Origin of the sequence: Agromyces sp. NPDC058104, assembly GCF_042884835.1 — a bacterium.
In the GTDB taxonomy this organism is placed as follows: Bacteria; Actinomycetota; Actinomycetes; order Actinomycetales; family Microbacteriaceae; genus Agromyces.
This window is the reverse complement of the sequence record NZ_JBHVTD010000001.1, coordinates 1,560,299-1,586,599: the sequence shown is the minus strand read 5'-3', so window position 1 is coordinate 1,586,599 and position 26,301 is coordinate 1,560,299. Positions and strand designations below refer to the sequence as shown.

The following is a 26,301-nucleotide window of genomic DNA, read 5'->3' as shown; positions in this document are numbered from 1 at the left end:
GCTCGCCCCTCACGATACGCCGGGCGCGCGCACCGGCGTCAGCCCGGAAGCAGCACGTCGCCCGTCGTCTCGAGCCGTCGCCACCCCGCGGCCGCGACCGTCGGCGGCAGCACGTCGGCCGAGACGAGCTCGGGCATGTCGAGGGAGGCGAGCTCGGCGACCGCCGACACCGGCACCTGGAAGGCGCGGAACGGTCCGAGCGGCGGCCCCGCGGCCTCACCCGCCGCGCGCTCGCGCAGCTGGCCCGTGTCGACGAGCGGCGACTGGTCGAGCACGAACCCGGTGGCGGCGAGCGCGGCCCCGGTGTTCCAGGCGACGACCTTCCAGAACTGCAGCGGCACCCGGATGCCGCGGTACTCGGGATCGGCGGAGCCGAGCACCGGCGCCGTGAAGACGCTCAGCCGCTGCGCCGTCGTCTCGGCGTAGGCGAGCACGTGGTCTTCGAGGCCGAGCCACAGCTCCTTCGACTGGTTGAAGCCGGCGGCCTGCGGCGCCGCGTTCGTGTAGTGGAAGGTGTCGGCGTTCGCCCGGGCGGCGACGGCCGGCTCGCCCCAGACCGGGTCGCGGCGCCGCACGAGGTGGCCCCGGTCGAGGTCGTTCGCGGCGTAGACGGCCGGGCCCGCCTGCCAGTCGGCGGGCACCCGCTCGTCGAGCCGCCACTCGTCGCCGCCCCGCGCCAGGTCGAGGAGCGCGGCCCCGTCGACGTTCACCCCGGTGACCCGGGCGAAGCGACGCACGGGGTCGAGCAGGACCGAGAAGTGCACGTACGCGAGATCGACGCATTCGGAGGCCTCGGGTCCCGGCACCGGCCGGGGCATCGGTGCGGTCACTCCCAGGAACTGCGCGTCGAAACCCATGCGGCCAGCACACCACACCGAACCGACATCGCCGGTCCGGGGACCCGTCCCCGCCGGTCGTGCGCTGCTCGATCATCTCTTGTGGGGCCAGAATGGGCGAATGGACCTGCTGCTGGCCGGAGTGCTCGCGCTCCTCGCCATCGCCGCCGCGACCGCGATCGGACCGAAGCTCGGCGTCGCGGCGCCGCTGCTGCTCGTCGTCGCCGGACTCCTCGTGAGCCTGCTGCCGGCGATCCCACCGATCGAGATCGACCCCGAGTGGATCATCGCGGGCGTGCTGCCGCCGTTGCTCTACTCGGCTGCGGTGTCGATGCCCGCGATGGAGTTCCGACGCGACTTCGGCACGATCGGCGGGCTCTCGGTCGTGCTCGTCGTCCTGAGCTCCGTGCTCCTCGGGCTCCTGTTCCACTGGATCATCCCCGGCATCGACCTCGCGATCGGCATCGCCCTCGGGGCCATCGTCAGCCCGACCGACGCGGTCGCGACCTCGATCGTGAAGCGCCTCGGCGTCTCGCCGCGGGTCGTCGCGATGCTCGAGGGCGAGAGCCTGCTCAACGACGCGACCGCGCTCGTGCTCCTGCGTTCCGCGATCGCCGCGGCCGCGGCATCCGTCTCGATCTGGGGCGTGGTGGGCAGCTTCGCGTACTCGGTCGCCGTGGCGACCGTGATCGGCGCCGTCGTCGGCTGGGTGAGCCTGCGGGTGCGCGCCCGCGTGCAGAACCCGACGGTCAACACCGTGATCTCGTTCACGATGCCGTTCCTCGCGTCGATCCCCGCCGAGCTGCTCGGGGCCTCCGGGCTCGTCGCGGCGGTCGTCGCCGGTCTCATCACCGGTCGCGGGGCCGCAAAGTACCTGAGCCCTCGGCATCGGCTCTCCGACGTGCAGAACTGGCGCACGGTCGAGCTCGTGCTCGAGGGCGCGGTGTTCCTCCTCATGGGGCTCGAGCTGACGGCGCTCGTCGACGACCTCGAACAGGGCGGTTCCGGCACGTGGCACGCGGTCGGCATCGCGGCGATCGCGCTCGTCGCGGTCACGCTCGTGCGCGCGGCGTACGTCGCGCCGCTGATCGGCGCACTCGGGCGGCGCGCGCAGCGCGGCGCCCGCGTGAAGGAGAAGCTGCAGTCCCTTCCGGCCGACACCGCGGCGCTCGCGATCCGGGCGGGCCGCGAGCCCGACCACGCGAGGTCGGCGCGGTTCCGCTCGATGCTGCGACGACGGGTCGCCGACATCGACTACTTCGTCGACGAGTCGCTCGACTGGCGCGACGGCACGGTCATCGTGTGGGCGGGCATGCGCGGCGTCGTGACGCTCGTCGCCGCGCAGACCCTGCCGGCCGACACCCCGAACCGCTCGATGCTCGTCTTCATCGCGTTCCTCGTCGCGGTGGCGTCGCTCCTCGTGCAGGGCAGCACGCTGCCCTGGCTCGTGCGATGGCTCATCCCGGCGCGCGACCCCGGCGCGGGGGCCGCCGAGCGGCGCGAGCTGCGCGAGCTGCTGCGCACGGCCGCGATGCGCGAGCTCGCCGAGTCGGGCGACCCGCAGTCGCGCATGATGGCCGAGCGCATGCGCGCGGCCTGGCAGGTCTCCAACGACGAGGGGGCGGGCGAGACGGATGCCACGGACGAGGCCGAAGCCGAAGCGGCGGGTGTCGGCGAGCGCGACGATCGCACAGCTGACAGCGTCGCCGGTGCCGGCACCGGCGGTGTCGGCACCGGCGATGTCGGCACCGGCGATGTCGGCACCGGCGATGTCGACGGCCCGGCGAAGCGCGTCGGGCCCGAGGCATCCCGCCCCCGTGTCGACCCCGAGCAGGTGCGCCGCCTGCGCCTGCGCATGATCGAGGCCGAGCGCGACGCGCTGCTCGATGCCCGCGACGAGGGGCGGTTCAGCGCCGCCGCGCTGAGCGCCGCCCTCGAAGACCTCGACGCCGAGCAGATCAGCGTCGAGCTGAAGGGCGTCGACGGGGCCTGAAGACGGGTGGTCGCCCGCAGTTCTCAGGATCAGCGAAACTCCCGCACGACCCGCGTCATGATCCGGGCCCGCGCGCATCTCTCAAGCAGAGCCATCTGTTCTGCGTCGGGAAGGGGAAGCGCCATGGCCCACCACATCGAGTTCGTGTACGGACCGCTCGGCGAGGAGACCCGCCTGGCGTGCGCCTGCCCGCGCGAGGGCAGCCACCTGCGGCCGAACTCCGAGACCCGCGTCGCCGACGAGTTCGACGACGCGCTCATCTCGGCCGCACTCCCCCTGCGCCGGGCCGAGCGGCTGCGCCCGCGCGCCCGCGCCGGGCGCTCGGCGCAGCATCGCGCCCGGTTCACCTTCGTGCCGGCGGCCGGCTCGCGGGTGCGGCGCGCGGCCTGACGCTGCCGCCCGCTCGTCACGGACCCGCCGCATCCGGGCACCCCGAGGCATCCCCGCCGCTCCCGACGAACCCGAGAAACCCTCGCGCTCGAAAGCGCCGCGAGCGTATCGTGTGACCAAGCCGGAGGTCGCGCACGTGACGTTCCCGTCATCGTGACCGCCCTGGGTGGAGGGGGAGCACGATGACGACGCAGCACACGCCCGACCACATTCCCGAGCACGACCCGGCCGACGACTTCGAGAACTACAGCGAGCGCGTCGGCGACGAGATGCTCGCCGTGCAGGACTTCTCGAACGAGGAGCACGGCTACCACAAGACGCTCAAGGCGCGGCAGATCCAGATGATCGCGATCGGCGGCGCGATCGGCACGGGCCTGTTCATGGGCGCGGGCGGGCGGCTCAACAGCTCGGGGCCGGCGCTCCTCATCGTCTACGCGGTGTGCGGGTTCTTCGCCTTCCTCATCCTGCGGGCGCTCGGCGAGCTCGTGCTGCACCGCCCGAGTTCGGGATCGTTCGTCTCGTACGCGCGCGAGTTCTACGGCGAGAAGATGGCGTACACGGCGGGTTGGCTGTACTTCCTGAACTGGGCGTTCACCTCCATCGTGGATGTCACGGCCGCCGCCCTGTACGTGAAGTTCTGGGCCCAGTACTGGCCGCCGCTGCAGGAGATCCCGCAGTGGGTGATCGCGCTCATCGCCCTCGTCGTGGTGCTCTCGCTGAACCTCGTCTCGGTGAAGATGTTCGGCGAGATGGAGTTCTGGTTCGCGCTCGTCAAGGTGGCGGCGCTGCTCGTCTTCCTCGTGTTCGGCATCATCTTCATCGTGTTCGGCGGCCAGACCGACGTCGGGCCGACCGGCTTCTCGATCATCGCCGACAACGGCGGCTGGTTCCCGACGGGCGCGATCCCGCCCATCCTCGCGATCTCGGGCGTCGTGTTCGCGTACGCCGCGATCGAGCTCGTCGGCACCGCGGCCGGTGAGACCGCGGAGCCGCGCAAGATCATGCCGAAGGCGGTCAACACCGTCGTGCTGCGCATCGCGGTCTTCTACCTCGGCTCGGTGCTGCTGCTCTCGCTGCTGCTGCCGTACACGGCGTACGAGGCGGGCGAGTCGCCGTTCGTCACGTTCTTCTCGCACCTCGGCTCGGAGGAGGCGGCCGCGGTCTCGGCGTCGGTCATGAACTTCGTGGTGCTGACGGCCGCGCTCTCGTCGCTGAACGCCGGCCTGTACTCGACCGGGCGCATCCTGCGCTCGATGGCGGTCAACGGCTCGGCGCCGCGCTTCACCGAGCGGATGAGCGGCAGCGGCGTGCCCTACGGCGGCATCCTGCTGACCGCGGTCATCACCCTGCTCGGCGTCGGGCTCAACGCGATCGTGCCGTCGCAGGCGTTCGAGATCGTGCTCGAGGTCGCCGCGATCGGAATCATCGGCGGCTGGGCGACGATCATCCTCTGCCAGATGCAGCTCGCGAGGTGGGCGAAGCAGGGCCGGCTCGAACGGCCGACGTTCCGGCTGTGGGGCGCTCCGTACACGGGATACCTCACGCTCGCCTTCCTCGCGTTCGTGATCGTCACCATGGCGTTCTCGGAGACGGGCCGCTGGGTGCTGCTCTGCAGCCTCGCGCTCATCCCGCTGCTCATCATCGGGTGGTTCGCCTTCCGCGGGCGCATCGCCGCGGCGGCGAAGGAGCGCGAGGGGCACACGGGGGCGTTCCCCGTCGTCGCCGAGCGGCCGGCGGTCGACAACCCGCCGCGCTTCGGCGGGGGCGACGACGAGTAGGGCGAGGCGGCGAGCGCGGCGGCTCAGCCGTGGGCCGCGGGCGCGGCGAAGAGGTTCAGCACGATCACCCCGGCGATGATGAGCCCGATGCCGAACAGCTTCGGCACGGTGAGGCTCTCGCCGAGGAACATCACGCCGATCGCGACGATCGCCGCGGTGCCGACCCCCGACCAGATCGCGTAGACCATGCCGATCTCGAGCTCGCGCACCGCCTGGGCGAGCATCGCGAACGAGACGCCGTAGAGGCCGAGGACCCCGACCGTCCACCAGAGCTTCGTGAAGCCCTCGGTCTTGCCGATGAGACTGGTCGCCGCGACTTCGAAGGCGATCGCGAGCGTGAGGAAGAGCCAGGCCATGCAGGAGAGTCTTGCAGGCGCGCGGGCGGGTCTCGAGACGCCCGCTGCGCTCGCTACTCGACCGAGGCGGGCGGCGTGCGCAGCGTCGCGAGGATGCCGGCGGCGACCTCGTCGGGCGAGCGCTCGGGCTCGAAGACGAGCCATTCGAGCCCGGCCAGCAGCACCGCCCCGAACACGCTCGACGCCATGATGCCCGCACGTCCCTCCGGGACATCCGTCTCGTCGATCGCCTCTTCGAACACGGCGAGCGCTTCGTGCCGCAGCGCGAACAGCGTCTCCTGCCAGGCGCGGTCGGTGCGGAAGATCTCGGACGCCATGAGCTTCGCGAGCGGGGCGTTCGCCGCGATCCGGTCGAGCAGCTGGCGCACGAGCGCCTCGATCGCCGGCCAGCCGCGCAACTCGCCCTTCGCCGCCCGGAGGGAGTCGGCGAGCGCGCCGACCCCCTCCTGCAGCATGGCCTCGAACAGCTGGTCCTTCGAGCTGAAGTTGTAGTACAGGCTGCCCTTCGCGACCCCGGCGAGCTCGGCGACCTCGTCCATGGTCGTGCCGGTGATGCCCTTCGTCGCCGCCAGCTCGAGCGCGGCGTCGAGGATGGCGCGCTTGGTGGTGTTCGCGCGGGCCATGATCGTTCCTCCGGTCAGATCGCGAGCTCGGGGTGCAGGCGGCTGACGCTCCACATCCGCTGCTTGCCGGCGCTCCACGCGCTGATCGCGAGCGAGCCGACGAGGATGCCGGCCATCACGAGCACCGAGAGCCACAGTCTAGAGTCCACGCCGCCGGTGATGAGCTCGCGCAGGCCGGTCACCACGTAGGTGGCGGGCATGAACGGGTGCAGCACCTGGAAGAACTCGGGCGTCGTCTCGACGGGGTAGGTGCCGCCCGAGGAGCTCAGCTGCAGCATGAGCAGCACGAGGCTGACGACGCGGCCGGCGGCTGTGCCGAGCACGATGATAAACATCTGCTGGAGCGCGAGGAACGCGAGCGTCACGAGGTAGATGAACGCGCTCGTCGCGAGCCAGTACTCGGGCTCGAGTCCGATGCCGTAGACGAGGACCAGCACCATGATCACGACCTGGCCGAGGCCGATCGCCATCGCGGGGAGGAACCCGGTCATCACGGCGCGGAGGCCGCTCGCCGAGGCGGCGAGCGCGCGCGTCGGCAGTGCACGCAGGATGAGCCACATGATCAGGCCGCCGACGAAGGTCGCGAGCGCGATGAAGAAGGGAGCGAACCCTTCGCCGAAGCTCGACGCCTCGTTCTGGGAGCTCTCGTCGAGCTGCACGGGCGCGGCCATCACGTCGGCCCGCGCCTCGATGTCGGCGGCGCTCATCGAGGGCGCCCGGTCGGCGCCCTCACCGAGCTTGTCGGCGAGCGTGCGGCTTCCGTCGGCGAGCTTCCCGGCGCCGGAGGCGAGGGTCGAGCCGCCGTCGGCGAGCTGCTGCGCGCCGTCGGCGAGATCGCCCGTGCCGGCGCTGAGCTGCGCGGCGCCGTCGGCGAGGGTGTGCCCGCCCGAGGCGGCGTCGCCCGACTTGCCGGCGAGCGTCGACGCGCCGTTCGCGAGAGTTGCGGCACCGGATGCCGCGTCGCCCGACTTGCCCGCGAGGGTCGAGGCTCCGCTCGCGAGCCCGTGCGCACCGGATGCCGCCGCGCCCGACTTCTGGGCGAGGGTCGATGCCCCGTCGCGCACCTGCGCCGCGCCGGCGGCGAGCTCGGCCGCCTTCGGCGCGCCGGCGTTCAGGCCCGCCGAGAGCTGGTCGACCTTGCCGGCGAACGCCGTCGAACTCGCGGCGTAGCCCTGCACCTGCGGCACCGCGGCTTGCGCGCCGGCGTCGAGGGTCGCTGCACCGTCGGCCGCCTGCTGGAGCGCGTCGAGGTAGGCGGAGGCGGGCACGTCGGGGTTCGCCTGCATCGCGGCGAGGAGCTGGGCGAGCGAGTCGGAGAGCTGTGCGCTGCCGCCGGCGAGCTTCGCGGTCTGCGCCGAGATCTCGCCCGCCCCGTCGGCGAGCTGGTGCGAGCCGGTCGCGAGCTGGCCCGCGCCGGCGGCCGCCTGGCCGAGCTGCGTCGAGAGCGCGGCCGCGCCGTCGGCGACCGTGGTCGCGCCCGTCGAGAGGGTGCCCGCGCCCGCCGCCAGCTGGTCGAGACCGCCCGCGAGGGTCGAGGTGCCGCTCGAGAGCGAGCCCGCACCGTCGGCGAGCTGGCCGAGACCGCCCGCGAGGGTCGAGGTGCCGTTCGAGAGGCTGCCCGCACCGTCGGCGAGCTGGTCGAGACCGTCGGCGAGGGTGCCCGAACCGTCGGCGAGGCGGATCGCCCCGGCGTCGAGCGCCCCGGCGCCGTTCGTGAGGTCGCCGAGGCCGACGACGAGACGGCCTGCCCCGGCGTTCGCGGTCGCGACCCCGTCGGCGAGGGTCTCCGCGCCATCCGCTGCCGACCGGATGCCGTCACCGGCGTCGTTGAGGCCGACGAGCATGGTGTCGGCGGTCTGCTTGCTCACCTGCTCGGCGACGGTGTCGCGCAGCTGGACCATGGCCTGCTTGCCCATGGTGGAGGCGAGGAAGCTGTTGGCGTCGTTGTAGTCGACCTCGACCATCGCGGGCTGCGGGTCGTCGGTGCCGACCGAGACGGCGTTCGTCGAGAAGTCGCTCGGGATCGTGACGGCGAAGTAGTAGTCGCCGTCGGTGACGCCGGCAGTGGCATCCGCGGCGTCCGTCACCTGCCAGTCGAGGTCGTTGCGGCTCGTGAGCTCGTCGACGAGGTCGTCACCTGCGGTGATATCCTCGCCGCCCGAACTGGCCCCCGTGTCCTCGTTGACGATGGCGACGGGAAGGTTCTTCATCTCGTCGTTGGGCGCCCAGAACGCCCACAGATAGAGGGCGCCGTAGATGAGCGGGATGAACAGCAGCACGACGAGCGCGATCTTGGGCAGCACTCCCTTGCGGAAGCGCCGCAGCTCGGTGCCGGAGGAGAGGAAGGCGAACATCAGGCGTGCTCCAGGATGAGATCGGTGAGGTCGGATGCGTCGTCGCGGGGTGCGGCGGATGCCTCGCCCTGCGGCGCGGCGAGGTCGACGACGTGCGGGGTGAGGCCGAGCTCGGCCCAGAGCTCGAGCTCGGGTGCCGCCGCCGAGGCGACGACCGCGGTGCCCGCCCGGCTGATCGCGTCGAGACGGTGCCAGAGGACCAGCCGGGCCTCGGGTGCCTGGAGCTGCTCGATCTGGTCGAAGAAGAGCACGTCGGGTTCGCTCATCATCGCCAGTGCGATGCGCAGCAGCACGGCCTGCACCTCGTCGAGGTCCCAGATGAGGGTGTCGACGCCGGGCAGCGCCACCTCGCCGAAGACCGGGGCGAGTACCCGGCGGAGCTCGGCCTCGTCGGTGCGGCGGACGAACGCCCACCACGGCGAGAGCCACGCGGCACGCTCGCGGATGGCGGCGCCGACGGTGACCGACTCCTCGAGGGTGTCGATGCCCTGGAACCCGGCGATGGCCGTCGCGACCTGGACCGGTCGGGCGCGGCGGGGCAGCTCGTAGCCGAGGGTCTCGAGGTGGCCGCCCGAGGGCTTCATGCGCCCGGCGAGCGTGAGCAGGAGGCTCGTGCGACCGCTGCCCGCGGGGCCGGTGAGCACGGTCAGGCCGGAGTCGGCGAGGAACGAGACGGGGCCGTAGACGGGGCCGCGCTTGGAGTGGAGGGCGAGTTCATGCGCCCGCACGATGATCGGCACGATGCATCCTTCGTTTTTGTACTGACTAGTCAGTCTAAGCACATCGGGATGCCGAACGCAAACGCCGCCCGCACCGACGGTCGTCGATGCGGGCGGCGGCGGCGCGATCACCCGCGCCCTGATGACAATCAGCCCAGCGGTGCCGTGCTCGCCTCGCGATACGGTGGGCGAGCTCGCTGCTCCGTCAGGAGGCGCTCGCGCACGGCGTCGTCCGTGACGGCCGAGACCGCCGCGAACGCGAGACCGAGCGCCCCGTCGATCGCCGCCGTGTCGCCCGCCGGCGCGACCGCCGCGGCGGCGAAGCTCTGGTGGTGCGGCACGGCCTCGACGCCGATCAGCGCGATCATCGGGTGGATCGCCGGGAGGTACTGCGACACGTTGCCCATGTCGGTCGAGCCGCCGGCCGAACCCGCGGGCATCGGCGCGAGCTCGTAGCCGAGCCCGTCGACCATCGCCTCGTCGAACAGACGGGCCAGGTCGGCATCGCTCCGCAGGGGCTCGTACGGCAGCTCGGGCTGCGTGACCTCGAGCGCACAGCCCGCGGCGAGCGCGGCCCCTTCGAGCACGGCGCGCACCCTCCGGCGGGCGTCGTTCCACTCTTCCTCGGTGTTTCCGCGGATCTCCACCTCCATGACCCCGTGCTCCGGGATGACGTTGGTCGCGCCGCCGGCCTCGACGACGAACGAGCCCACGACGACGGTCTTGCGCAGCTGCTGGCGCAGCAGGCCGAACCCGACCTGGGCCAGCGTCACCGCGTCGCCGGCGTTGACGCCCTCGTGCGGCATCGCCGCAGCATGCGCGGCCCGCCCGGTGAACTCGGCGCGGATGCGCTCGTACGCCTGGCTCGCGAATCCCGCGGTCGCGATCTGCGCGAACGGCCCTCCGTGCACCATGAGCGAGAAGGTGGCGTCGTCCCACGCACCCCGCTGGAGCATGAGGATCTTGCCGCCGCCGAGCTCTTCCGCCGGTGTGCCGAGGAATTTCACGCGGAAGCCGAGTTCGTCGGCGACCGCCTTGAGCCCGAGTGCCGCCCCCACGCCGGCCGCGGCGATGATGTTGTGGCCGCAGGCATGGCCCACACCGGGAAGCGCGTCGTACTCCCCGACCACGGCGACGGTCACCTCGCCGTCGCCGTAGACCGCCTCGACGGCGGTCTCGAGTCCGTACGCCCCGACCTCCACCGCGAACCCGGCAGCCTCGAGGACCTCGGCGACGCGGGCGGCGGCCCGGTGCTCCTCGAAGGCGAGCTCGGGGTCGGCGCCGATGGCGTGGCTGAGGGCGACGATGCGTTCACGCTCGGCCTCGATCACCGCGCGGACGCGATCCACGGGGGCGGCGACGCCGGCGGCGGCCGGTCGTTCGTTCGTGAGGGTCATGATGCGGCTCCGATCTGGATGGACTCGTCGATGGCGACCGGCGCCGGGGTGCGGCGCGACGGCGTGAGGAAGAGCGCGAGGACCGCCGCGACGAGCAGCAGGGCCGCGAAGACGCCCCAGACGACCTGGAACGCGGCGAACGGTGTGGCGGCGGTCGCCTCGGCGCCGCCGCCCGCGAGCGCGAAGGCGGTCATGACGGAGGCCACGAAGGCGCCCGCGAGCGATCCGCCGAGCGTGCGGCCCGAGTTGTAGAGGCCCGACACCGAGGCGGACGCGCTCTCGGGGGCTCGCTCGATCACCACCCCGGGCAGTACCGCGAGCACGACGCCCGTGCCGAGCGAGGTCACGGCGAACACGCCGATCACGAGGAGGAGCTGCGACGGCGCCGTCATGAGGACGACCTGGCCCGCCCCGATCACGAGGCAGGAGACCGCGACGGCCAGGCGGACCCCGATCGCGCGCGTCACGAGCGGAGCGACGAACGAACCGATCGTGGCGAACAGCGTGGTGACGGCGAGCACGATGCCGGTCATCGACGTCGAGACGCCCACGCCGTAGCCGGCGGTCGCCGGGTCGGCGCCGAGGTAGAGCACGGTCGGCGTCTGCGAGCCGAAGAGGGTCATCGCGATGAAGACGCCGAGCAGCAGCGGCACGCCGAGCCTGGCCCGGCGGATCATCTTCACGTCGAAGAGCGGCGTCGTCGCACGCGACTCCGCGATGACGAAGCCGACGAGCGCGACGACGCCGAGCGCGAGCGAGCCGAGCGTGATCGGCGAGAGCCATCCCGCGTTCGATCCCTCGGAGAGGCCGTACATGAGACCGACGAGCGCGAGGCCGAGCGTTGTGGCCCCGGCCCAGTCGACGACGCGACCGGAGTCGCCCGCGACGCGAGGCACGACGAAGCCGACGATGATCGCGAGCACCACGAGCGGCGCCGCACCGATGAGCTGGGTCACGACGAGGTCGCCGACGGCGTCCATCACGAGGCCCGCTCCGAGCGAGCCGAGCGCGACGCCGAAGGTCAGCGTGCCGACCAGCACGCCGATGATCTTCGTCGCCGACGTCGGTCGCAGGTGCTTGAGCAACGACATCTCGATCGGCAGCATTGCCGCGACCGGGCCCTGCACGATCGAGCCGATGATGATGACGGCGAAGCTCGGCGCGATCGCGATCAGCGTCGACCCGATCGCGCTGAGCGCGACGGCGATCACGAGCAGCCTGCGCCCGCCGAAGCGGTCGGCGAGCATCGTCATGAGCGGCACCGAGACGGCGGACGACAGCAGGCCCACGGTGAGGATCCAGCTGAGGGCGCCGCCCGGCACCTGGTACTGCGTGCCGATGACCCCGAGCAGCGGGGTGATCCAGCCCTGGATCAGGCCGCCGAAGAGCTCGAGTGCGATGAATGTCGGCACCAGGGCGGCGCCCGCTGCGTTGCGGGTCCGACCGGGTGCGAGGTCGGGAGTGTCCATTGAAGTCCTGTTCGAGGAGTCGGGGATGCACATCGGTGTGCGGCGTCCACTCTCATCGATCCGCGGAGATTACGTAGGATTCGAAAGAAACTCGCGGAAGGGACTGAGTCGTTGCAGGATATCTCGCTCGACGACCTCGATCTTCACCTGATTCACGCGCTTCAGCTCGAACCCCGCGTGGCGTGGACCTCGTTGGCGAGCGTGCTCGGCAGCGACCCGGTGACCCTGTCGCGCCGCTGGGAGCGCATCAGCGCCGCCGGTCTCGCGTGGACCTCGACGATTCCCGGCGCGGTCGGCCGATCTGCGGAGACGGCCGGCGCGCTCGTCGAGTTCGTCTGCGAGCCCGGTCGCGTGCTGGCGACGGCGGACGTCGCTGCCGCCGACCCCGCGATCTACTCGATCGACCTGACGGCCGGCCAGCGCGATGTGCTCGCGACGCTCGTCACGGCCGACGACCGCGAGCTCGCGGAGTACGCCCTCGACCGCCTCGGAGCGATTCCGGGCGTGCGCAGCATTCGCACGCATGTCGTCCACGAGGTGCTCCGCCTGGGCTCCGACTGGTCGGTCCAGTCGCTCACGCCCTCGCAGCAGGCACGGATCCCTGCACCTCGACCGCCGCGCCGCGGATCGGCGAAGCGCGTGGACCCCGAGCTGGCGCGCGCACTCCGCCGACGACTGGGCTTCGATGCGCGCGCCTCGTTCACCGATCTGGGTCGCGACCTCGGCTACAGCGCGCAGCGGGTCGCCGATGCCGTCGCGCGCCTGCGCGCCGAGGGCGATCTCATCTTCCGCACGGACGTCGCGGCGCCCTACTCCAATTGGCCGCTGGCGGCCTGGTTCTTCATCCAGGCGCCGGCCTCGACGCTCGACGCCGCCCGGGAGTCGCTCTCGACGATGGCCTCGCTCCAGTACGCCGCGATCACCTCGGGTCCGGCGAACCTCATCGTCGCGGCTGGCGCACGGGCGAAGCCCGAGGTCCTGCAGATCGAGGCCGAGCTCGAGCAGCGCCTGCCGCGCTCGCGCATCGCGGACCGCTCGATGGTGCTGCGCGTCCACAAGCATCTGGGCCGGCTGCTCGACTCCCGGGGGCTCGCCGGCGATCGCGTGGTCCCGCTGCCGTGATGCACGAAGGTCAGCATTCTTGCATCTCGAGCAGCTGAGTGCAGATATCCTGCGTCTTCGCTCGAAACTGTGCCGATAGTTTGCGTTCGCGGGCGCGGATGTTCACACTTGTGTCGCCACCACCTGACCCGCCGGAGACACCAGTGACCATCGACCACGACCTCGCCCCCGAGAGCGACGCCGCAGCGGAGCGGCGCCGGCCCGAGGCATCCATCGACCCCACCCGCATGCACGCCGTGACCGGCGAGACCGAGTCGATCGTCGACCTCGTCCTCGACTACTCGCGCCGACGGCTGCTCTCGACCGACACCCCGCTCGACAAGCCCGAGACCGAGGCCGAACTCACACGTCTCGCGGGCCGCACGATCGACGAGCGCGGCATCGGCGCGACCCGAGCGCTCTCGATCTTCGAGCACGTGCTCGCTCCGGCCTGCATCACGATCGACCACCCGCAGTACCTCTCGTTCATCCCCGCGGCCCCGACGAAGGCGGCGATGGCGTTCGACCTCGTCGTCTCGGCGTCGAGCCTCTACGGCGGCAGCTGGATGGAGGGCTCCGGCGCGGTGCACGCCGAGAACGAGGTGCTCACGTGGCTGGCCCACGAGTTCGGGCTGCCCACCGGCGCCGGCGGCGTCTTCGTGCAGGGCGGCACGATCGGCAACCTCTCGGCGCTCGTCGCCGCGCGCGAGGTGGCGCGCGAGAAGCGCGCCGCCGCGGGCGAGGCCATGCCCGCGCGGTGGAAGCTCGTCTGCTCGACCGAGGCGCACTCCTCGAACAAGTCGGCCGCGAAGGTCATGGACGTCGACGTCGTGCTCGTCCCGGCGGGCGACGACGGGATGCTCCGCGGCGACGCCGTGCGCGCGGCGCTCGAGGAGCACGGCGACGACGTGTTCGCCGTCATCGCGACCACCGGCTCGACGAACTTCGGCATCGTCGACGACATCGCCTCCATCGCGGCGCTCAAGGACGAGTTCGACTTCTGGCTGCACATCGACGGCGCCTACGGCCTGACCGGCATGCTCTCGCCGCTCGCCCGCGAGCGCTACGCGGGCGTCGAGCGCGCCGACTCCGTCATCGTCGACCCGCACAAGTGGCTCTTCGCCCCCTTCGACGCGTGCGCGCTCATCTACCTCGACCCCGAGATCGGCCGACGGGCCCACACCCAGCACGCCGAGTACCTCGACACCCTCACGGGCAAGCCCGAGTGGAGCCCGTCGGACTATGCGGTGCAGCTCACCCGGCGACCGCGGGGCCTGCCGTTCTGGTTCTCGCTCGCGACGTACGGCGCCGCCGCGTACCGCGCGGCGATCACGAACTCGCTCGAGCTCGCGCAGCGCATCGCGGACGAGATCCGCACGCGCCCCGAGCTGAAGCTCGTCCGCGACCCCCAGCTGTCGATCGTCGTCTTCGAGCGCGAGGGCTGGACGATGGACGACTACGAGCGCTGGTCGGCGAGACTCCTCGACGAGCAGCGCGCGTTCGTGACGCCGAGCTCGCACGCGGGCCGGCCCAACACCCGGTTCGCGATCGTGAACCCGATGACGACGTTCGAGCAGCTGGTGGGGATCCTCGACAGCATGCGATGACCGCGGTCCGCGCTCATAGGCTGTACCCGAGCGCCGTCGCGCGGCGCCGGGGGGAGGCGGGATGAGCGAGCCGGTTCGACGACCGCGCATGCCGAAGCGGATGATCGCCATCGTGGTGCTCGCCTACCTCTCGGGCATCCTCGACATCCTCGCCGGTCTCGTGCTGATCCTGCTGCGCTACGACGACGAGGTGCGTCGCGCGGGCGACGCCTTCGCCGTCACGCTCTGGGGCGCGCTGATGATCCTCATCGGCTTGCTGACCATCGCCATGGGGTCGGGGCTCACGCGCGGCCGCAACTCCGCCCGCATCTTCGTGACGGCGCTCGTGTCGCTCTCGGTGATCGTCTCCGGAGTCGACCTGGCGCTTCATCCCACCGATGCCTCGTCGCTGTGGACCTTCGTGGTCGGCACGGCGGTGGCCGGCCTCATCGTCCTCGCCATGTGGGCGGGACGCGGCGCGGCGTTCTTCCGCCATGCGCGACGGGCGACGCCGTCCTCCTGAGTCGCCCGAGTCGCCCGAGTCGCCGAGCGCCGGATCACGCAGCCGTGCGACGGTGCACGAACCTGACCACCTCGATGCCGGCGATCGCGAGCACCGACGCCCCGATCACGAGCAGCGCGGTCGTCAGCGAGAGGTCGACGAACTCGAGGAAGTCGGCGACGAGCGGGATCGCGTAGATCAGCACGAGGCCGATCATCATCGCGCCGATGATGACGATCTTCAGCCCGTCGATCGGTCGGGAGAGCACGATGAGCACCCACAGCCCGACGATGCCGAGGATGAGGGTCGACCCCGAGCGCAGCTCGGCCTGCGAGATGCCCGCATCGAGCGCCATCCGGCTGTAGAGCGCGAGCACGAGCGCGATGACGATGCCCGCGGGGATCGCGAAGCTCAGCGATCGGCGCAGGAACCCCGGCCGGTAGCGCTGCCGGTTGGGCATGAGCGCGAGGAAGAACGCGGGGATGCCGATGGTGAGCCCGTCGGTGACCGAGAGCTGGCGGGGCAGGAACGGGAACTCGAGGAGCATCACGCCGAAGATCACGGCGAGGCCCGTCGCGTACGCCGTCTTCGTGAGGAACAGCATCGAGACGCGCTCGATGTTCGCGATGACCTGACGACCCTCGGCGACGACGCCGGGCAGCCGCGAGAACCGCCCGTCGAGCAGGATGATCCGCGCCACGGCCTTCGTCGCCGCCGACCCCGAGTCCATCGCGATGCCGATGTCGGCCTGCTTGATGGCGAGGGCGTCGTTCACGCCGTCGCCGGTCATCGCGACGGTGTGGCCGCGCCGCTGCAGCGCGGTGACGATGTCCTTCTTCTGCGACGGCGTGACCCGGCCGAACACGAGGTGCTCCTCGAGCACCTCGCCGAGCTCGTCGGGATCGGTCGGGAGCTCGCGGGCGTCGAAGCCCTCGGCGGCCTCGACGCCGACCTCGCGCGCGATCGCGGCGACGGTCTGCGGGTTGTCGCCCGAGATGATGCGCACCGCCACGCCCTGCTCGGCGAAGAACTCGAGCGTCTCGGCCGCATCCGACCGAACGCTCTCGCGGAAGGTCAGGAGCGTCACGGGGGTGAGCCCGCCGGGCAGACGCTCGGCCTCCGCCCGCTCGGTGGTGAGCTCCTCGGGGCTGTGCGCGAGCACGAGCGTGCGGCGACCGGTGGCGGCGAGCGCGGCGGCCCGTCGGCGCAGCTCGGCGTGCGACCCGTCGTCGGGTGCGGCCTCGCTCGACGCCCCAACGCCGGGCGACGCGCCGAAGGGCGCCGCGAAGACCATCTCGGGCCCGCCCAGCACCCAGGTGCCGGCGCCGGGGAACCCGACGGCGCTCCACTTGCGCGCCGAGGAGAACGCGATGCGCGCCTCGGGTTCGAGCACGCGCCGCACGGGGTAGGGCTCGACGAGGCATCGCGCCGTCGCGTTCGCCTCGGGCTCGGCGCCGTACCAGGCGAGCACGTCCTTCCAGTCGGCGGGGGGCGCGACCGAGAGCGGGTGCGCCGCGTCGAAGACGATGTCGCCCTCGGTCAGCGTGCCGGTCTTGTCGAGGCAGATGAGGTCGACCCGGGCGAGCCCCTCGACGGCCGGAAGCTCCTGCACGAGCACCTTCCGGTTCGCGAGCCTCACCGCGCCGACGGCGAAGGCGATGCTCGTCATGAGCACGAGCCCGAGCGGGATCATCGCGACGATCGCCGCGATCGCCGCGACCGCCGCGTCCTGCCACGCCCCGCTCTCGATCGCCTCGGCCCAGCCTCCCCGCGACACCATCTGCGCGTTCAGCACGAGCAGGCTCACCGGCCCGATGATCCAGGCGACCCAGCCGAGCACCCGGTCGATCGAGCTGCGCAGCTCGGACGCGACGAGCGAGAACTGCTTCGCCTCGCTCGAGAGCGTGTTGGCGAAGGAGTCGGCGCCGACCTTGTCGACGATCGCGGTGCCGCCGCCGCCGATCACGATCGACCCCGAGAGCACGGCGTCTCCGATCCCCTTGTCGACCGGGTCGGACTCCCCTGTCAGCATCGACTCGTCGAGCTGCAGGCGCTCGGATGCCTCCACCCGCGCGTCGGCGGCGACCTGGTCGCCCGCCCTGAGCACGAGCAGGTCGCCGAGCACGACCTCGGCGAGCGCGACCTCCTGCTCGGCACCGTCGCGCACGACCCGCGCGTGCGGCGCATGCAGCAGGGCGAGCCGGTCGAGCGCACGCTTCGCGCGGAACTCCTGCACCGAGCCGATGATCGTGTTCGCGAGCGCGCTGAACCCGAACAGTGCGTCCTGCCAGCGGCCGATCAGCAGCAGCACGAGGAAACAGGCGAGGATGATGCCGTTGAAGAGCGTGAACACGTTCGCGCGCACGATGCTCCACGCGCTGCGGCTCGTGGGGCTCTCGAACGCGTTCGTCTCACCCCGGGCCGCCCGCGCGGCGACCTCGGCCGCGGTGAGTCCGGTGCTCGTCGCCGTCACGGGTTCCACGTGGCCATCCCACCACACGCGGCCGGTCGCCCGGGGGCGGCGCGCTCCCGTGCCGCTCGTGCGACCGCGCTAGTCCGCCGACCCCGAGACGCCGGCCGCGCCGTCGCGCAGCAGCGCGAAGAGGTCGCCGACCGGACCGAGGTGCCCGAGCTTGTCGGGGTTCAGCTGGTTCGTGAGCGAGCGCACGCTGCCGCCGTCGACGTGGAGCGTGAGCACCGACAGCACGGCGCCGTCGCGACCGCGGAAGAGCAGCGTCCGCTCCCCGTTCGCGACCGTCTCCTCGGCCTCGACGCCGAGCGCATCGCCGCGGCGCATGAGCCCGACGAGGAACCTCGCGACCGCGACGTCGCCCGACATCGGGTGCTGGATCGCGGGCGCCCTGCCGCCGCCGTCGGCGGTCAGCACGACGTCGGGGGCGAGCAGCCTGACGATGCCGTCGACATCGCCCTCGCGCAGCGCGGCGAGGAACTCGCTCGCGAGCCGGGTCGCCTCCGAGGCATCCACCTCGAATCTCGCGCCTCCGGCCGCCAACCGCTGCCGCGCCCGATGCATGACCTGCCGGCAGGCCGCCGGCTCGCGGTCGACGATCTCGCCGATCTCGCCGTAGTCGTAGCCGAGGGCCTCGTGCAGCACGAACACGGCGCGCTCGACGGGGCCGAGCCGCTCGAGCATCGTGAGCACGCCCATCGAGAGCGTCTCGTCGTGCTCGATGCGGTGGGCGGGGTCGGCGTTGTCGGCGAGCAGCGGCTCGGGCAGCCACGGGCCGACGTACACCTCGCGCGTGCGGCGGGCCGAGCGCAGCACGTCGATCGACAGCCTCGTCGCGACGGTCGACGCGAACGCGTCGGGACGCTCGATGTCCTCGCCGCCCAGCACCCGCTCGTGCATGCGCAGGAGGCCCGCCTGCACCACGTCCTCGGCCTCGCTCACGCTGCCGAGCATGCGGTACGAGATCGAGAACATGAGCGGCCGCAGGCGCGGCGCCTCGACGGCGAGATCGACCATCGCCCCAGCCTGTCACACGCCGATCCCGCGCATGCTGTCACACCACGGCGGGGTCGCCCGTCGGAGGGGGTGAGAGAGAGGACGCATCATGGAGATCTTCATCGCTGGGGGTTCGGGAGCGATCGGTTCGCGGCTCCTGCCCCGGCTCGTCGCAGCCGGGCACCGGGTCACGGGCACTGCGCGCACCGAGGCGGGGCTCGCACGGATCCGTGCGGCCGGCGGCCGCGGCGTCGTCATGGACGGCACCGACGAGGCCTCGATCCGCCGCGCGGTGCTCGACGCCGCGCCCGAGGTGCTCGTGCACCAGCTCACGTCGCTGTCGGGCAGGTTCGACTTCAAGCGCTTCGACGAGACGTTCGCCGTCACCAATGCGATGCGCACGCGCGGCACCGACGCGCTCATCGCCGCGGCTGCGGAGGCCGGCACGGGCCGCATCGTCGTGCAGAGCTACACCGGCTGGACGAACGAGCACGCCGGTTCGCGCGTGAAGACCGAGGCCGACCCGCTCGACCCGCACCCGGTGTCGTCGGCGCGCACGGCTCTGGCGGCGATCGCCCACGCCGAGCAGGCGACGGTCGCCGCGGGCGGACTCGCGCTGCGGTTCGGCAACTTCTACGGCCCCGGCCAGTCACTCGGCGAGGGCGGCCAGATGTTCGAGTCCGTGCGCAAGCGGCAGGTGCCGATCGTCGGCGACGGGGCGGGCGTGTGGTCGTTCTGCCACATCGACGACGCCGCGGCGGCGACGGTCGCCGCGGTCGGCCGCGGAGCCGCGGGCATCTACAACATCGTCGACGACGAGCCCGCCGCGGTCGCCGAGTGGCTGCCCGAGCTCGCCCGCGCGATCGGGGCGAAGCCGCCGATGCGCGTGCCCGCCTGGGTCGCGCGCACGATGATCGGGGAGTTCGGCGTCTCGTGGATGACGACCGCACGCGGCTCGTCGAACGCGAAGGCGAAGGCCGAGCTGGGCTGGCGGCCTCGGTACGCGAGCTGGCGCGAGGGATTCCGTGAAGGGCTCGGCGCCGGGCTCGGAGCCGCCTGAGCCTGGACGCGCGCCGCCGCATCATCGACGCGCCGTGCTCGCCGCTCAGCCGACGGGGATCGGCGTCGCGAGCTCGTCGATGATCCGGTCGATCTCGGCGAGCGCGTACCCGGCGAGCTGCCGTTGGGCCGCGTCGGCCGCGGCATCCTGCTCTTCGAGATCGCCGATGACGATGATGTTCTCGTCGTTGATCGTGTTCGCGGGCTCGGTGTAGTTGAAGCTGCCGACGATGAGCAGCCGCTCGTCGATGACCATGAGCTTGTGGTGGAGCTTGCGCACGCCGGTGCCGCGCTTGTTGGCGAACAGCTGCACGTCGCCGTGCCCGAGGTCGCTCGTCGCCGCCCACTTCGCGGCGCCCTGATCGCGGTCGAGCACGCCGCGGATCCGTTGCACGAGCGGCCGCAGGCGGATCATGGCGTCGTCGATCCCCGACGACTGCGAGAAGGTGAACATCGCGAAGTCGATCGACTGCGTCGCCTTGAGCATCTGCTTCATGATCTCCATCTCGGGCCCGTGACGCGGTGCGAAGAGCGGTTTCACGCGCACCGCTGGCAGCCCGAACTCCTTCGGCTTCGGCTCGACGCGCTCGTGCAGCTCGCCGAAGGTGCCCGACCGCATCCGCTCGAACTCGCGCAGGTACTCGGTCGCGGCGCGCTGCCCGTGCAGCACGATCACGTGGTTGAGATTCTGCCCCGAACCTCGGCCGGAGGTCGCGTTCGTCCCCGTGTCGGTGTGGGTGAAGTTCGTCGACCCGGTGAGCACGGCGGCCTTGGACTTGCCGGAGTCGCGCACGATGAACTTCTGGTGGAAGATCCCCGGGTTGAGGTCGCTGATGACGTCGACCCGTGCCTTCAGCAGGGCCCCGTGGATGGTGCGGTTCTCCTCATGGGCGCCGAGGCTGTTCCACGGGTCGGCGAGCGCCTTCTCCTCCGTGAGGTAGTCGCCCTCGAGGATGACGCGCACGCGCACCCCGCGGCGCTTGGCATCGAGGATGGCCTGGGCGATGGGGCGCGAGTCGATCTCCTGCACGGCGATCGCGAGGCTGTGCTTGGCGCCGCCGATGAACTCGCGGATCGCGAGATCGAGGTCGTCGGGGCCGCCGACCGAGTCGGGTCCCATGTGCAGCTCGACGCCGCCGATGCGCACGGACATGATGCACCCCTTTCACTGAGGTTCACTCAGGATCGGGTGTACTCCTCGCCCCGGCGCACCGGATCAGTGGTGCCCCGGAGCCGGACGCGCCGGCCCACCACGGCGCCCCACGGCGCAACCACCTGGCCTCAGCCCGCGAGCACCGCCGCCAGCCATGCGGCCTGCCGCTGCCATTGCGCGCCCTGGCCGCCCTCGTGCTCGTTGAACGGGTACTCGACGATCTCGGCCTCGGCGCCCCAGTGGTTGCGCGCGGCGTAGACCGTCGACGGCGGGCAGACCGGATCCATGAGGGCGACCGAGAACAGGGCGGGCACTCGTGCGCGCGTCGCGAAGTTCGCGCCGTCGAAGTACGAGAGCGTCTCGAACACGCGCTCGGCCGCACCGCGGTGCACCGCGAGGTAGCGCACGATCTCCTGGTACGGGTCGCGGTCGGTGAGCCCGACCGCGCGCTCGAAGTGGCAGAGGAACGGCACGTCGGGCATGGCGCCGACGAGCCCCTCGGCGAGCGCGGCCGCCGCGATCGAGATGCCGCCGCCCTGGCTGGCCCCGGTCACGGCGACGCGCTCGGGGTCGACCCGGTCGAGGCCGCGCACGGCGTCGACCGCGAGCACCGCGTCGGTGAACACACGACGGTAGTAGTACGCGGCCGGGTCGTCGATGCCGCGCGTCATGAAGCCCGGCGCCGCCGGCGCGCTGCCGTGCGGGTCGGGCGTCGCGCCGCCGGTGCCCCACGACGAACCCTGGCCGCGGGTGTCCATGAGTAGGTACGCGTAGCCGGATGCCGCCCACCCGAGCCGCTCGTGCGGCAGGCCCCGCCCGCCGCCGTATCCGAGGTACTCGACGACCGCGGGCAGTCGCCCCCCGGTGCCGGCGGGCACGAGGAACCACCCGTGCACCGGGTCGCCCGCGTAGCCGCTGAACTCGAGGTCGTACACCTCGACCGCGGTGAGCGGCGACGCCACCCGGTCGAGCCGCGGCGGCCGAGCGAGGGCCCGCGACTCCGCGATCGTCGCCGCCCAGAACGCATCGAAGTCGGCCGGCTCGACGACCGCGGGGCGGTAGTCGCGCAACTCGTCGATCGGGGCATCAAGTCGGGGCACGGGGCATCCTTCGCTCGGCGGAGAGTTCAGCGTATCGAAGCCGCGACCCGCCAGAATGGGCGGGTGAGCGAACACGTCTTCATCTCCGGGCCGGCCTCGTGGAACCGCATCGTCGTGCTCGACCGCCTGCCCGAGCCGGTGCCGCACATGCAGTTCGCCCTCGAGGAGTACGAGACCGTCGGCGCGACCTCGGCGGGCAAGGCCCTCGGCCTCGTCGGCCTCGGCCGGCACGTGCGCCTGCACGCGTTGTTCGGCGCCGACGCCGACGGCGCGCGCGTGAAGCGACTCCTCATGCAGGCGGGCGTCGCGCTCATCGCGGCCGACGGAGGCGTCACCGAGCGCCACGTCAACCTCATGACCCGCGCGGGCGAGCGGGTCTCGCTGTACCTCTCGACGCCGAGCGACCCGGGCGACGGCCGCGACCCCGAGCTCGACGCCGAGCTGCGACAGGCGATGGCGGATGCCTCGGCGATCGTCCTCGACCTCTCGGAGCTCTCGCGCCGCCTCATCCCGACGGCGAAGGCGAGCGGGCGGCCCGTCTGGACCGACATCCACGACTACGACGGCGAGAGCGGGTTCCACCGCCCGTTCATCGAGGCGGCCGACGCGATCTTCATGAACGCCGACCGGATCGGCGACGACCCGCTGCCGTTCATGCGCTCGTGCATCGAGGGCGGCGCCTCGCTCGTCGTCTGCACCCTCGGCGCCGACGGGGCCGTGGCGCTCGACGAGCGGATGACCCGACACGACGTCGCGGCCGTGCCGACCGCCGTGCGCGACACGAACGGGGCGGGCGACGCGTTCATGGCGGGCGTGCTCGACGCGCGCCTCGCCGGCGCCGAGCTCGACGAGGCGCTCGAGGCCGGCGCCCGCCACGCGGCATCCGTGCTCGTCACCCGTCACCTGCACCCGAGCCTCGACGCGTTGCTGGGGGCGTGACGACGGGCGCTACTCCCCCGCGGTCGCCGGCGCAGCCGGCGCGATGTTCGCGTTGTCGCGGAACAGGTTGCCCGGGTCGACCTCGGCCTTGAGCGCTCGCAGCCGTGCGAGCGTCGCGGGCGGGAACGCCGCCGCGACCGTCGCGTCGCCCTGCGTCGTCTCGAAGCTGAGGTACGCCCCGTCGGTGTGCGGGGCGATGAGCGCGTCCCACCGCTCGCTCGTGCGCATGGCCGCGGTGCCGAAGGCGACGACCGAGAACTCCGAGGCGCGGTGCGCGAAGGCGGTCGCGTCGGCGGGCACGTCGTGCACCGCACCGCCCACGGCGCGGAGCTGGAAGAAGTAGCTCGACCCCTCGTCGAGGTAGCGGGCCGCGTCGCGCGCGAACTCGGGCGTGATCGGGCCGATGAGGCCCGAGCGCGAGGTCGGCTCGCCCTCGGCGCCGTGGCTCTCGTCGCCCGCGTTCGCCATGACCGCGTCGTAGGTGGAGAGGCGCACGTCCTGCCCGACGAGCGGGGCGGCGTCGGCGAGCGGCTGGAGACGCGCGAGCACGGTGTCGGGGTCGTCGGAGTCGACCATCGTCATCACGGTCGCGACCGGCGGCTGGCCGGGCCGCGACCCGCCCATGATGAGGAAGCTCGTCACGTCGCGCGGCGACTCGACGACCCAGCGACCCCACGCCTCGAGGAAGCCGGCGCGGTCGCTCGCGTCGAAGGCGAGCTGCGCGAACCCCACGACGCCGACCTCGTCGACCTCGAACTCGAACGCCGTCGCGATGCCGAAGTTCGCGCCGGCCCCCCGCACCGCCCAGAAGAGCTCGGGATGCTCCGCGGCGTCGGCCCGCACGACCCGGCCGTCGGCCAGCACGAGCTCGACGGCGCGCAGGTGGTCGATCGTGAGTCCGTGCTCGCGGGCGAGGTAGCCGATGCCGCCGGCCGTCGCGAGGCCGCCGACCCCGACCCCGCCGTAGTCGCCCGAACTCAGCGCCCAGCCATGGGGGGCGAGGAAGGCGGCGACGTCCTTCCAGCGGGCGCCGGCCTCGATGCGCACGAGCCGGCTCGCCTCATCGAGCACGGTCATGGCGTTCAGCTTCGAGAGGTCGACCACGATGCCGCCGTCGTTCGTCGACCGGCCGCTGATGCCGTGGCCGCCGCTGCGCACGCCGAACGGCACCCCGGGGTGCGCCGCGGCGAAGCGCACGGCGTCGGCGACCTCGGCCGCGGTGGCCGGCTGCAGCACCAGGCCGGGCGCGCCGCCCCGGAGGTAGGTCGACTTCACCCGGGCGTAGCCCGCGTCGCCAGGCTCGATCGCCCGGGCGGCGAGCGAGGCCGGCAGCGCGTCGTAGTCGATGCCGTCGCGCCGCTTGGCGCGCACGGCGGTGCTTCGGCTCGGTGCGGAGAGGGCGGCCGCAGCGACGCCGGTATTCGAGCCGGGCGCCGAGGCATCCGATGCACCGGTGCCGCGCGCGCCCAGCTCGCGTGCGACCGCCTCGCGGAGCCCGGGCGCGACCTCGGCCGCGAAGTGCCTGATGGTGCCGGGGTCGTCGCTCGCGAGGATGAAGGTGCCGATGCCCTCGTCGACGACGAGCTGCAGCAGCTGCTCGACCCACTGCTCGGCGGGCCCGTCGAGCATGCCGCCCCGGCCGCCGGCCGAGAAGCGGCCGCCGATGTTGAGCATGCGACGGATCTCGCGGGGGTCGCGGCCGGCGGCGGTCGCCGCGTCATCGATCGTCGTGTTCGCCCGGGCGAGGTCGCCGGGTTGGAGGTAGGCGAGCGAGGGCAGCCAGCCGTCGCCCTTGCGGCCGATGAGCCGGAGCATGCGCGGCTTCAGCGCGCCGATCCAGATGGGGATGTTGTGCGCCGGGGCGGGACCTCGCTTGGCGCCGTCGATGCGGTAGTAGTCGCCGTCGAGCTGGAACCTGGCGCGCTCGCCCTGGTCCCACACGCCGCGGATCACGTCGATCGCCTCGGAGAGCGCATCGACCGCCTGCCCCGGCGTGAGGCGGCGGCCGCCCATGGCCTCGATCGCGTCCCAGAAGCCGCCGGCGCCGAGCGCGAGCTCGAAGCGGCCGTCGGAGAGCAGGTCGATGCTCGCCGCCGAGCGCGCGAGCACGGCGGGCGGGCGCAGCGGCACGTTCGCGACGTTGGCCGCGAGGCGGATGCGCTCGGTTCGGGCGGCGACCCAGGTCAGGAGCGTCTGCGTGTCGTGGAAGCGCGGCTGGTACGGGTGGTCCTGGAAGGTGACGAGGTCGTAGCCCGCCGCCTCGCTGAGCTCGGCGAGGCGCACCGGCGCCTGCGGGGGGTCGTTCGTCGGGGTGATGAAGGTGCCGAACTCGAGTTCATGGCCGTAGTGCATCGTGCGCGTCCCTTTCCACGTCTCCCCCAGCATGCGGCATGGATGCTCCAACCGCTCGTCTCGGGTAAGCTGCTTACTCATGGTAAGCATCGACGAGCAGGCCGGCATTCCCGCCCGCGGTACGGGCGACGAACTCGCCGCGCATCGTGCGCGGCTTGAAGGGCTCGGGCACATCGACGACGAGGCGTGCCGTCGCTTCCAGTCGACGATCGAGTTCGCCGGCCGCAAGTGGAACGGCGCGATCCTGCTCGCGGGCGTGCGCGGCGCGCGGCGATTCTCCGAGTACCGGGCGGCGGTGACGGGCATCTCCGACCGACTGCTCGCGGCCCGGCTGCGCGAGCTCGAGGCCGAGGGCATGATCGAGCGGCACGTCAAGGCGACGACGCCCGTCACGATCGCCTACACGCCGAGCGCGACGGGCCTCAGGCTCATCGAGCTGCTGCAGCCGCTCGTCGAGTGGGGCCTCGAGCACGACGGCGAGACGACCGGAGACACGACGGCCGGGCGCTCGATCGAGCGCCCGGCCGGCTGAAACCCGTCCTTCGGGTTACTTCGAGTCGGTGGCCTCGGGCTTGGCCGGCGCAGCCTCGGCGGGCTCGGCCTCGGCGGGCTCGGCCTCGGCGGGCTCGGTCTCGGCGACGGTCGCCGCGGCGGCAGGCGCCTCAGCGGCCGGAACGACGATGGCGACGGGCTCGTCGTCGAACGAGTCGTCCTCGTCGAACCCGGCCGGCGCCGCGACCTCGGCCTGCGTCGCGCGGCGGGCGATCGACCAGGCGACCGCCTGCGTCGCGGCGGCGATGACGATCGCGAGCGCGCCGACCGCGATCAGCAGGCCGCCGACGGTCGTGCCGGTCTGGGCGCCGAGGTAGGCCGCGTAGTCCTGCGACTGCGCCGTGTAGAGCTCGACCTGCGACGCGTTCGACGTGTTGAGCAGCCAGAGGCCGACGCCGAGCAGGGCGAGGGCGGCGACCCAGGTGCCGATGAGCGGCAGGTTGGGCAGGGCGCGGGTCGGGGTGTTCGAGGTCACGGTCGTCCTTCGGGTCGGGGGTGCGGCGCGGCTCGCCGCCCACACGACCGTAGGCGACGAAGGTATGCGTTGGCTATGCCTCTTCCGTGAGGGGCGTCACA

General features: G+C 72.3%; 22 protein-coding genes. 9 read left to right on the top strand and 13 right to left on the bottom strand.

Annotation, left to right across the window (positions count from 1 at the left end):
- Nucleotides 1-38 precede the first annotated feature (38 nt).
- Nucleotides 39-857 carry a DNA/RNA non-specific endonuclease gene (locus tag ACFVTH_RS07530; protein WP_387088486.1) on the bottom strand — a complete coding sequence of 273 codons (819 nt, stop codon included), beginning with the start codon at nucleotides 855-857 and terminating at the stop codon, nucleotides 39-41.
- 100 nt (nucleotides 858-957) lie between these two features.
- On the opposite strand from ACFVTH_RS07530, the gene ACFVTH_RS07525 reads away from it, so the two are divergent.
- The 3 genes from ACFVTH_RS07525 to ACFVTH_RS07515 all read left to right on the top strand — a co-directional run bounded on the left by ACFVTH_RS07525 (nucleotide 958) and on the right by ACFVTH_RS07515 (nucleotide 4,997).
- Entirely contained in the window at nucleotides 958-2,829 is a 1,872-nt protein-coding gene (locus ACFVTH_RS07525) for a cation:proton antiporter (protein WP_387088483.1), read from the top strand.
- A 123-nt stretch (nucleotides 2,830-2,952) separates the two neighbouring features.
- Nucleotides 2,953-3,219: a hypothetical protein gene (locus tag ACFVTH_RS07520; protein ID WP_387088480.1), complete on the top strand. Its 267-nt coding sequence runs from the start codon at nucleotides 2,953-2,955 to the stop codon at nucleotides 3,217-3,219.
- Nucleotides 3,220-3,488: 269 nt separating this feature from the next.
- Nucleotides 3,489-4,997, top strand: coding sequence for an amino acid permease (locus ACFVTH_RS07515; RefSeq protein ID WP_387088789.1), 1,509 nt, complete (start codon nucleotides 3,489-3,491; stop codon nucleotides 4,995-4,997).
- 23 nt (nucleotides 4,998-5,020) lie between these two features.
- Here ACFVTH_RS07515 and ACFVTH_RS07510 read toward each other — a convergent pair whose 3' ends face one another.
- From ACFVTH_RS07510 to ACFVTH_RS07485, 6 genes are all read right to left on the bottom strand, one after another.
- On the bottom strand, nucleotides 5,021-5,353 hold the full coding sequence (locus ACFVTH_RS07510; protein WP_387088477.1) for a DMT family transporter: 333 nt from the start codon (nucleotides 5,351-5,353) through the stop codon (nucleotides 5,021-5,023).
- Nucleotides 5,354-5,406: 53 nt separating this feature from the next.
- Complete coding sequence (locus ACFVTH_RS07505) at nucleotides 5,407-5,976, bottom strand: TetR/AcrR family transcriptional regulator (RefSeq protein WP_387088474.1); 570 nt, start codon at nucleotides 5,974-5,976, stop codon at nucleotides 5,407-5,409.
- A 14-nt stretch (nucleotides 5,977-5,990) separates the two neighbouring features.
- Nucleotides 5,991-8,330 carry a YhgE/Pip family protein gene (locus tag ACFVTH_RS07500; protein WP_387088471.1) on the bottom strand — a complete coding sequence of 780 codons (2,340 nt, stop codon included), beginning with the start codon at nucleotides 8,328-8,330 and terminating at the stop codon, nucleotides 5,991-5,993.
- The gene (locus ACFVTH_RS07495; protein ID WP_387088468.1) at nucleotides 8,330-9,070 is read right to left on the bottom strand and encodes an ATP-binding cassette domain-containing protein; all 741 of its coding nucleotides are present in this window, start codon (nucleotides 9,068-9,070) and stop codon (nucleotides 8,330-8,332) included. Before ACFVTH_RS07495 ends, ACFVTH_RS07500 begins: the two co-directional genes overlap by 1 nt.
- Nucleotides 9,071-9,198: 128 nt before the next feature.
- Nucleotides 9,199-10,446 (bottom strand): M20 family metallopeptidase, encoded by a 1,248-nt coding sequence (locus ACFVTH_RS07490; protein WP_387088465.1) that lies wholly within the window; start codon nucleotides 10,444-10,446, stop codon nucleotides 9,199-9,201.
- Complete coding sequence (locus ACFVTH_RS07485) at nucleotides 10,443-11,915, bottom strand: MFS transporter (RefSeq protein WP_387088462.1); 1,473 nt, start codon at nucleotides 11,913-11,915, stop codon at nucleotides 10,443-10,445. Before ACFVTH_RS07485 ends, ACFVTH_RS07490 begins: the two co-directional genes overlap by 4 nt.
- A 111-nt stretch (nucleotides 11,916-12,026) precedes the next feature.
- On the opposite strand from ACFVTH_RS07485, the gene ACFVTH_RS07480 reads away from it, so the two are divergent.
- The 3 genes from ACFVTH_RS07480 to ACFVTH_RS07470 all read left to right on the top strand — a co-directional run bounded on the left by ACFVTH_RS07480 (nucleotide 12,027) and on the right by ACFVTH_RS07470 (nucleotide 15,125).
- Nucleotides 12,027-13,037: an Lrp/AsnC family transcriptional regulator gene (locus ACFVTH_RS07480; RefSeq protein ID WP_387088459.1), complete on the top strand. Its 1,011-nt coding sequence runs from the start codon at nucleotides 12,027-12,029 to the stop codon at nucleotides 13,035-13,037.
- Between the two features lie 227 nt (nucleotides 13,038-13,264).
- A complete protein-coding gene (locus ACFVTH_RS07475; protein WP_387088786.1) occupies nucleotides 13,265-14,623 on the top strand; it encodes a pyridoxal phosphate-dependent decarboxylase family protein in 1,359 nt (452 codons plus the stop codon).
- Nucleotides 14,624-14,684: 61 nt separating this feature from the next.
- Entirely contained in the window at nucleotides 14,685-15,125 is a 441-nt protein-coding gene (locus ACFVTH_RS07470; protein WP_387088456.1) for a hypothetical protein, read from the top strand.
- A gap of 34 nt (nucleotides 15,126-15,159) precedes the next feature.
- Here ACFVTH_RS07470 and ACFVTH_RS07465 read toward each other — a convergent pair whose 3' ends face one another.
- Both ACFVTH_RS07465 and sigJ read right to left on the bottom strand, forming a co-directional pair.
- Entirely contained in the window at nucleotides 15,160-17,586 is a 2,427-nt protein-coding gene (locus ACFVTH_RS07465) for an HAD-IC family P-type ATPase (RefSeq protein WP_387088453.1), read from the bottom strand.
- A 69-nt stretch (nucleotides 17,587-17,655) separates the two neighbouring features.
- Entirely contained in the window at nucleotides 17,656-18,591 is a 936-nt protein-coding gene (gene sigJ / locus ACFVTH_RS07460; protein WP_387088450.1) for an RNA polymerase sigma factor SigJ, read from the bottom strand.
- Between the two features lie 88 nt (nucleotides 18,592-18,679).
- Between sigJ and ACFVTH_RS07455 the strand changes: the two genes are divergently transcribed.
- On the top strand, nucleotides 18,680-19,630 hold the full coding sequence (locus tag ACFVTH_RS07455) for an NAD-dependent epimerase/dehydratase family protein (protein ID WP_387088447.1): 951 nt from the start codon (nucleotides 18,680-18,682) through the stop codon (nucleotides 19,628-19,630).
- Between the two features lie 45 nt (nucleotides 19,631-19,675).
- On the opposite strand, the gene ACFVTH_RS07450 is transcribed toward ACFVTH_RS07455, so the two are convergent.
- Entirely contained in the window at nucleotides 19,676-20,782 is a 1,107-nt protein-coding gene (locus tag ACFVTH_RS07450) for a phosphatidylserine/phosphatidylglycerophosphate/cardiolipin synthase family protein (RefSeq protein WP_387088444.1), read from the bottom strand.
- Nucleotides 20,783-20,910: 128 nt separating this feature from the next.
- The gene (locus ACFVTH_RS07445) at nucleotides 20,911-21,882 is read right to left on the bottom strand and encodes an acetylxylan esterase (RefSeq protein WP_387088441.1); all 972 of its coding nucleotides are present in this window, start codon (nucleotides 21,880-21,882) and stop codon (nucleotides 20,911-20,913) included.
- Nucleotides 21,883-21,945: 63 nt separating this feature from the next.
- Here ACFVTH_RS07445 and ACFVTH_RS07440 point away from each other — a divergent pair, with 63 nt between their 5' ends.
- Complete coding sequence (locus tag ACFVTH_RS07440; protein WP_387088438.1) at nucleotides 21,946-22,821, top strand: carbohydrate kinase family protein; 876 nt, start codon at nucleotides 21,946-21,948, stop codon at nucleotides 22,819-22,821.
- Between the two features lie 9 nt (nucleotides 22,822-22,830).
- On the opposite strand, the gene ACFVTH_RS07435 is transcribed toward ACFVTH_RS07440, so the two are convergent.
- Complete coding sequence (locus ACFVTH_RS07435; protein ID WP_387088435.1) at nucleotides 22,831-25,173, bottom strand: LLM class flavin-dependent oxidoreductase; 2,343 nt, start codon at nucleotides 25,171-25,173, stop codon at nucleotides 22,831-22,833.
- A 79-nt stretch (nucleotides 25,174-25,252) separates the two neighbouring features.
- Between ACFVTH_RS07435 and ACFVTH_RS07430 the strand changes: the two genes are divergently transcribed.
- Nucleotides 25,253-25,705 (top strand): winged helix-turn-helix transcriptional regulator, encoded by a 453-nt coding sequence (locus ACFVTH_RS07430; protein WP_387088432.1) that lies wholly within the window; start codon nucleotides 25,253-25,255, stop codon nucleotides 25,703-25,705.
- A 15-nt stretch (nucleotides 25,706-25,720) separates the two neighbouring features.
- Here ACFVTH_RS07430 and ACFVTH_RS07425 read toward each other — a convergent pair whose 3' ends face one another.
- Entirely contained in the window at nucleotides 25,721-26,200 is a 480-nt protein-coding gene (locus tag ACFVTH_RS07425; RefSeq protein WP_387088429.1) for a hypothetical protein, read from the bottom strand.
- Nucleotides 26,201-26,301: the final 101 nt, after the last annotated feature.

What these genes read in the sequence shown, in the direction of transcription:
- ACFVTH_RS07505 (WP_387088474.1), bottom strand. Translation starts at nt 5,976, where the DNA reads ATGGCCCGCGCGAACACCACCAAGCGCGCCATCCTCGACGCCGCGCTC.
- ACFVTH_RS07435 (WP_387088435.1), bottom strand. Translation starts at nt 25,173, where the DNA reads ATGCACTACGGCCATGAACTCGAGTTCGGCACCTTCATCACCCCGACG.
- ACFVTH_RS07510 (WP_387088477.1), bottom strand. Translation starts at nt 5,353, where the DNA reads ATGGCCTGGCTCTTCCTCACGCTCGCGATCGCCTTCGAAGTCGCGGCG.
- ACFVTH_RS07500 (WP_387088471.1), bottom strand. Translation starts at nt 8,330, where the DNA reads ATGTTCGCCTTCCTCTCCTCCGGCACCGAGCTGCGGCGCTTCCGCAAG.
- ACFVTH_RS07470 (WP_387088456.1), top strand. Translation starts at nt 14,685, where the DNA reads ATGAGCGAGCCGGTTCGACGACCGCGCATGCCGAAGCGGATGATCGCC.
- ACFVTH_RS07530 (WP_387088486.1), bottom strand. Translation starts at nt 857, where the DNA reads ATGGGTTTCGACGCGCAGTTCCTGGGAGTGACCGCACCGATGCCCCGG.
- ACFVTH_RS07515 (WP_387088789.1), top strand. Translation starts at nt 3,489, where the DNA reads ATGCTCGCCGTGCAGGACTTCTCGAACGAGGAGCACGGCTACCACAAG.
- sigJ (WP_387088450.1), bottom strand. Translation starts at nt 18,591, where the DNA reads ATGGTCGATCTCGCCGTCGAGGCGCCGCGCCTGCGGCCGCTCATGTTC.
- ACFVTH_RS07490 (WP_387088465.1), bottom strand. Translation starts at nt 10,446, where the DNA reads ATGACCCTCACGAACGAACGACCGGCCGCCGCCGGCGTCGCCGCCCCC.
- ACFVTH_RS07520 (WP_387088480.1), top strand. Translation starts at nt 2,953, where the DNA reads ATGGCCCACCACATCGAGTTCGTGTACGGACCGCTCGGCGAGGAGACC.
- ACFVTH_RS07485 (WP_387088462.1), bottom strand. Translation starts at nt 11,915, where the DNA reads ATGGACACTCCCGACCTCGCACCCGGTCGGACCCGCAACGCAGCGGGC.
- ACFVTH_RS07430 (WP_387088432.1), top strand. Translation starts at nt 25,253, where the DNA reads ATGGTAAGCATCGACGAGCAGGCCGGCATTCCCGCCCGCGGTACGGGC.
- ACFVTH_RS07455 (WP_387088447.1), top strand. Translation starts at nt 18,680, where the DNA reads ATGGAGATCTTCATCGCTGGGGGTTCGGGAGCGATCGGTTCGCGGCTC.
- ACFVTH_RS07475 (WP_387088786.1), top strand. Translation starts at nt 13,265, where the DNA reads ATGCACGCCGTGACCGGCGAGACCGAGTCGATCGTCGACCTCGTCCTC.
- ACFVTH_RS07450 (WP_387088444.1), bottom strand. Translation starts at nt 20,782, where the DNA reads ATGTCCGTGCGCATCGGCGGCGTCGAGCTGCACATGGGACCCGACTCG.
- ACFVTH_RS07525 (WP_387088483.1), top strand. Translation starts at nt 958, where the DNA reads ATGGACCTGCTGCTGGCCGGAGTGCTCGCGCTCCTCGCCATCGCCGCC.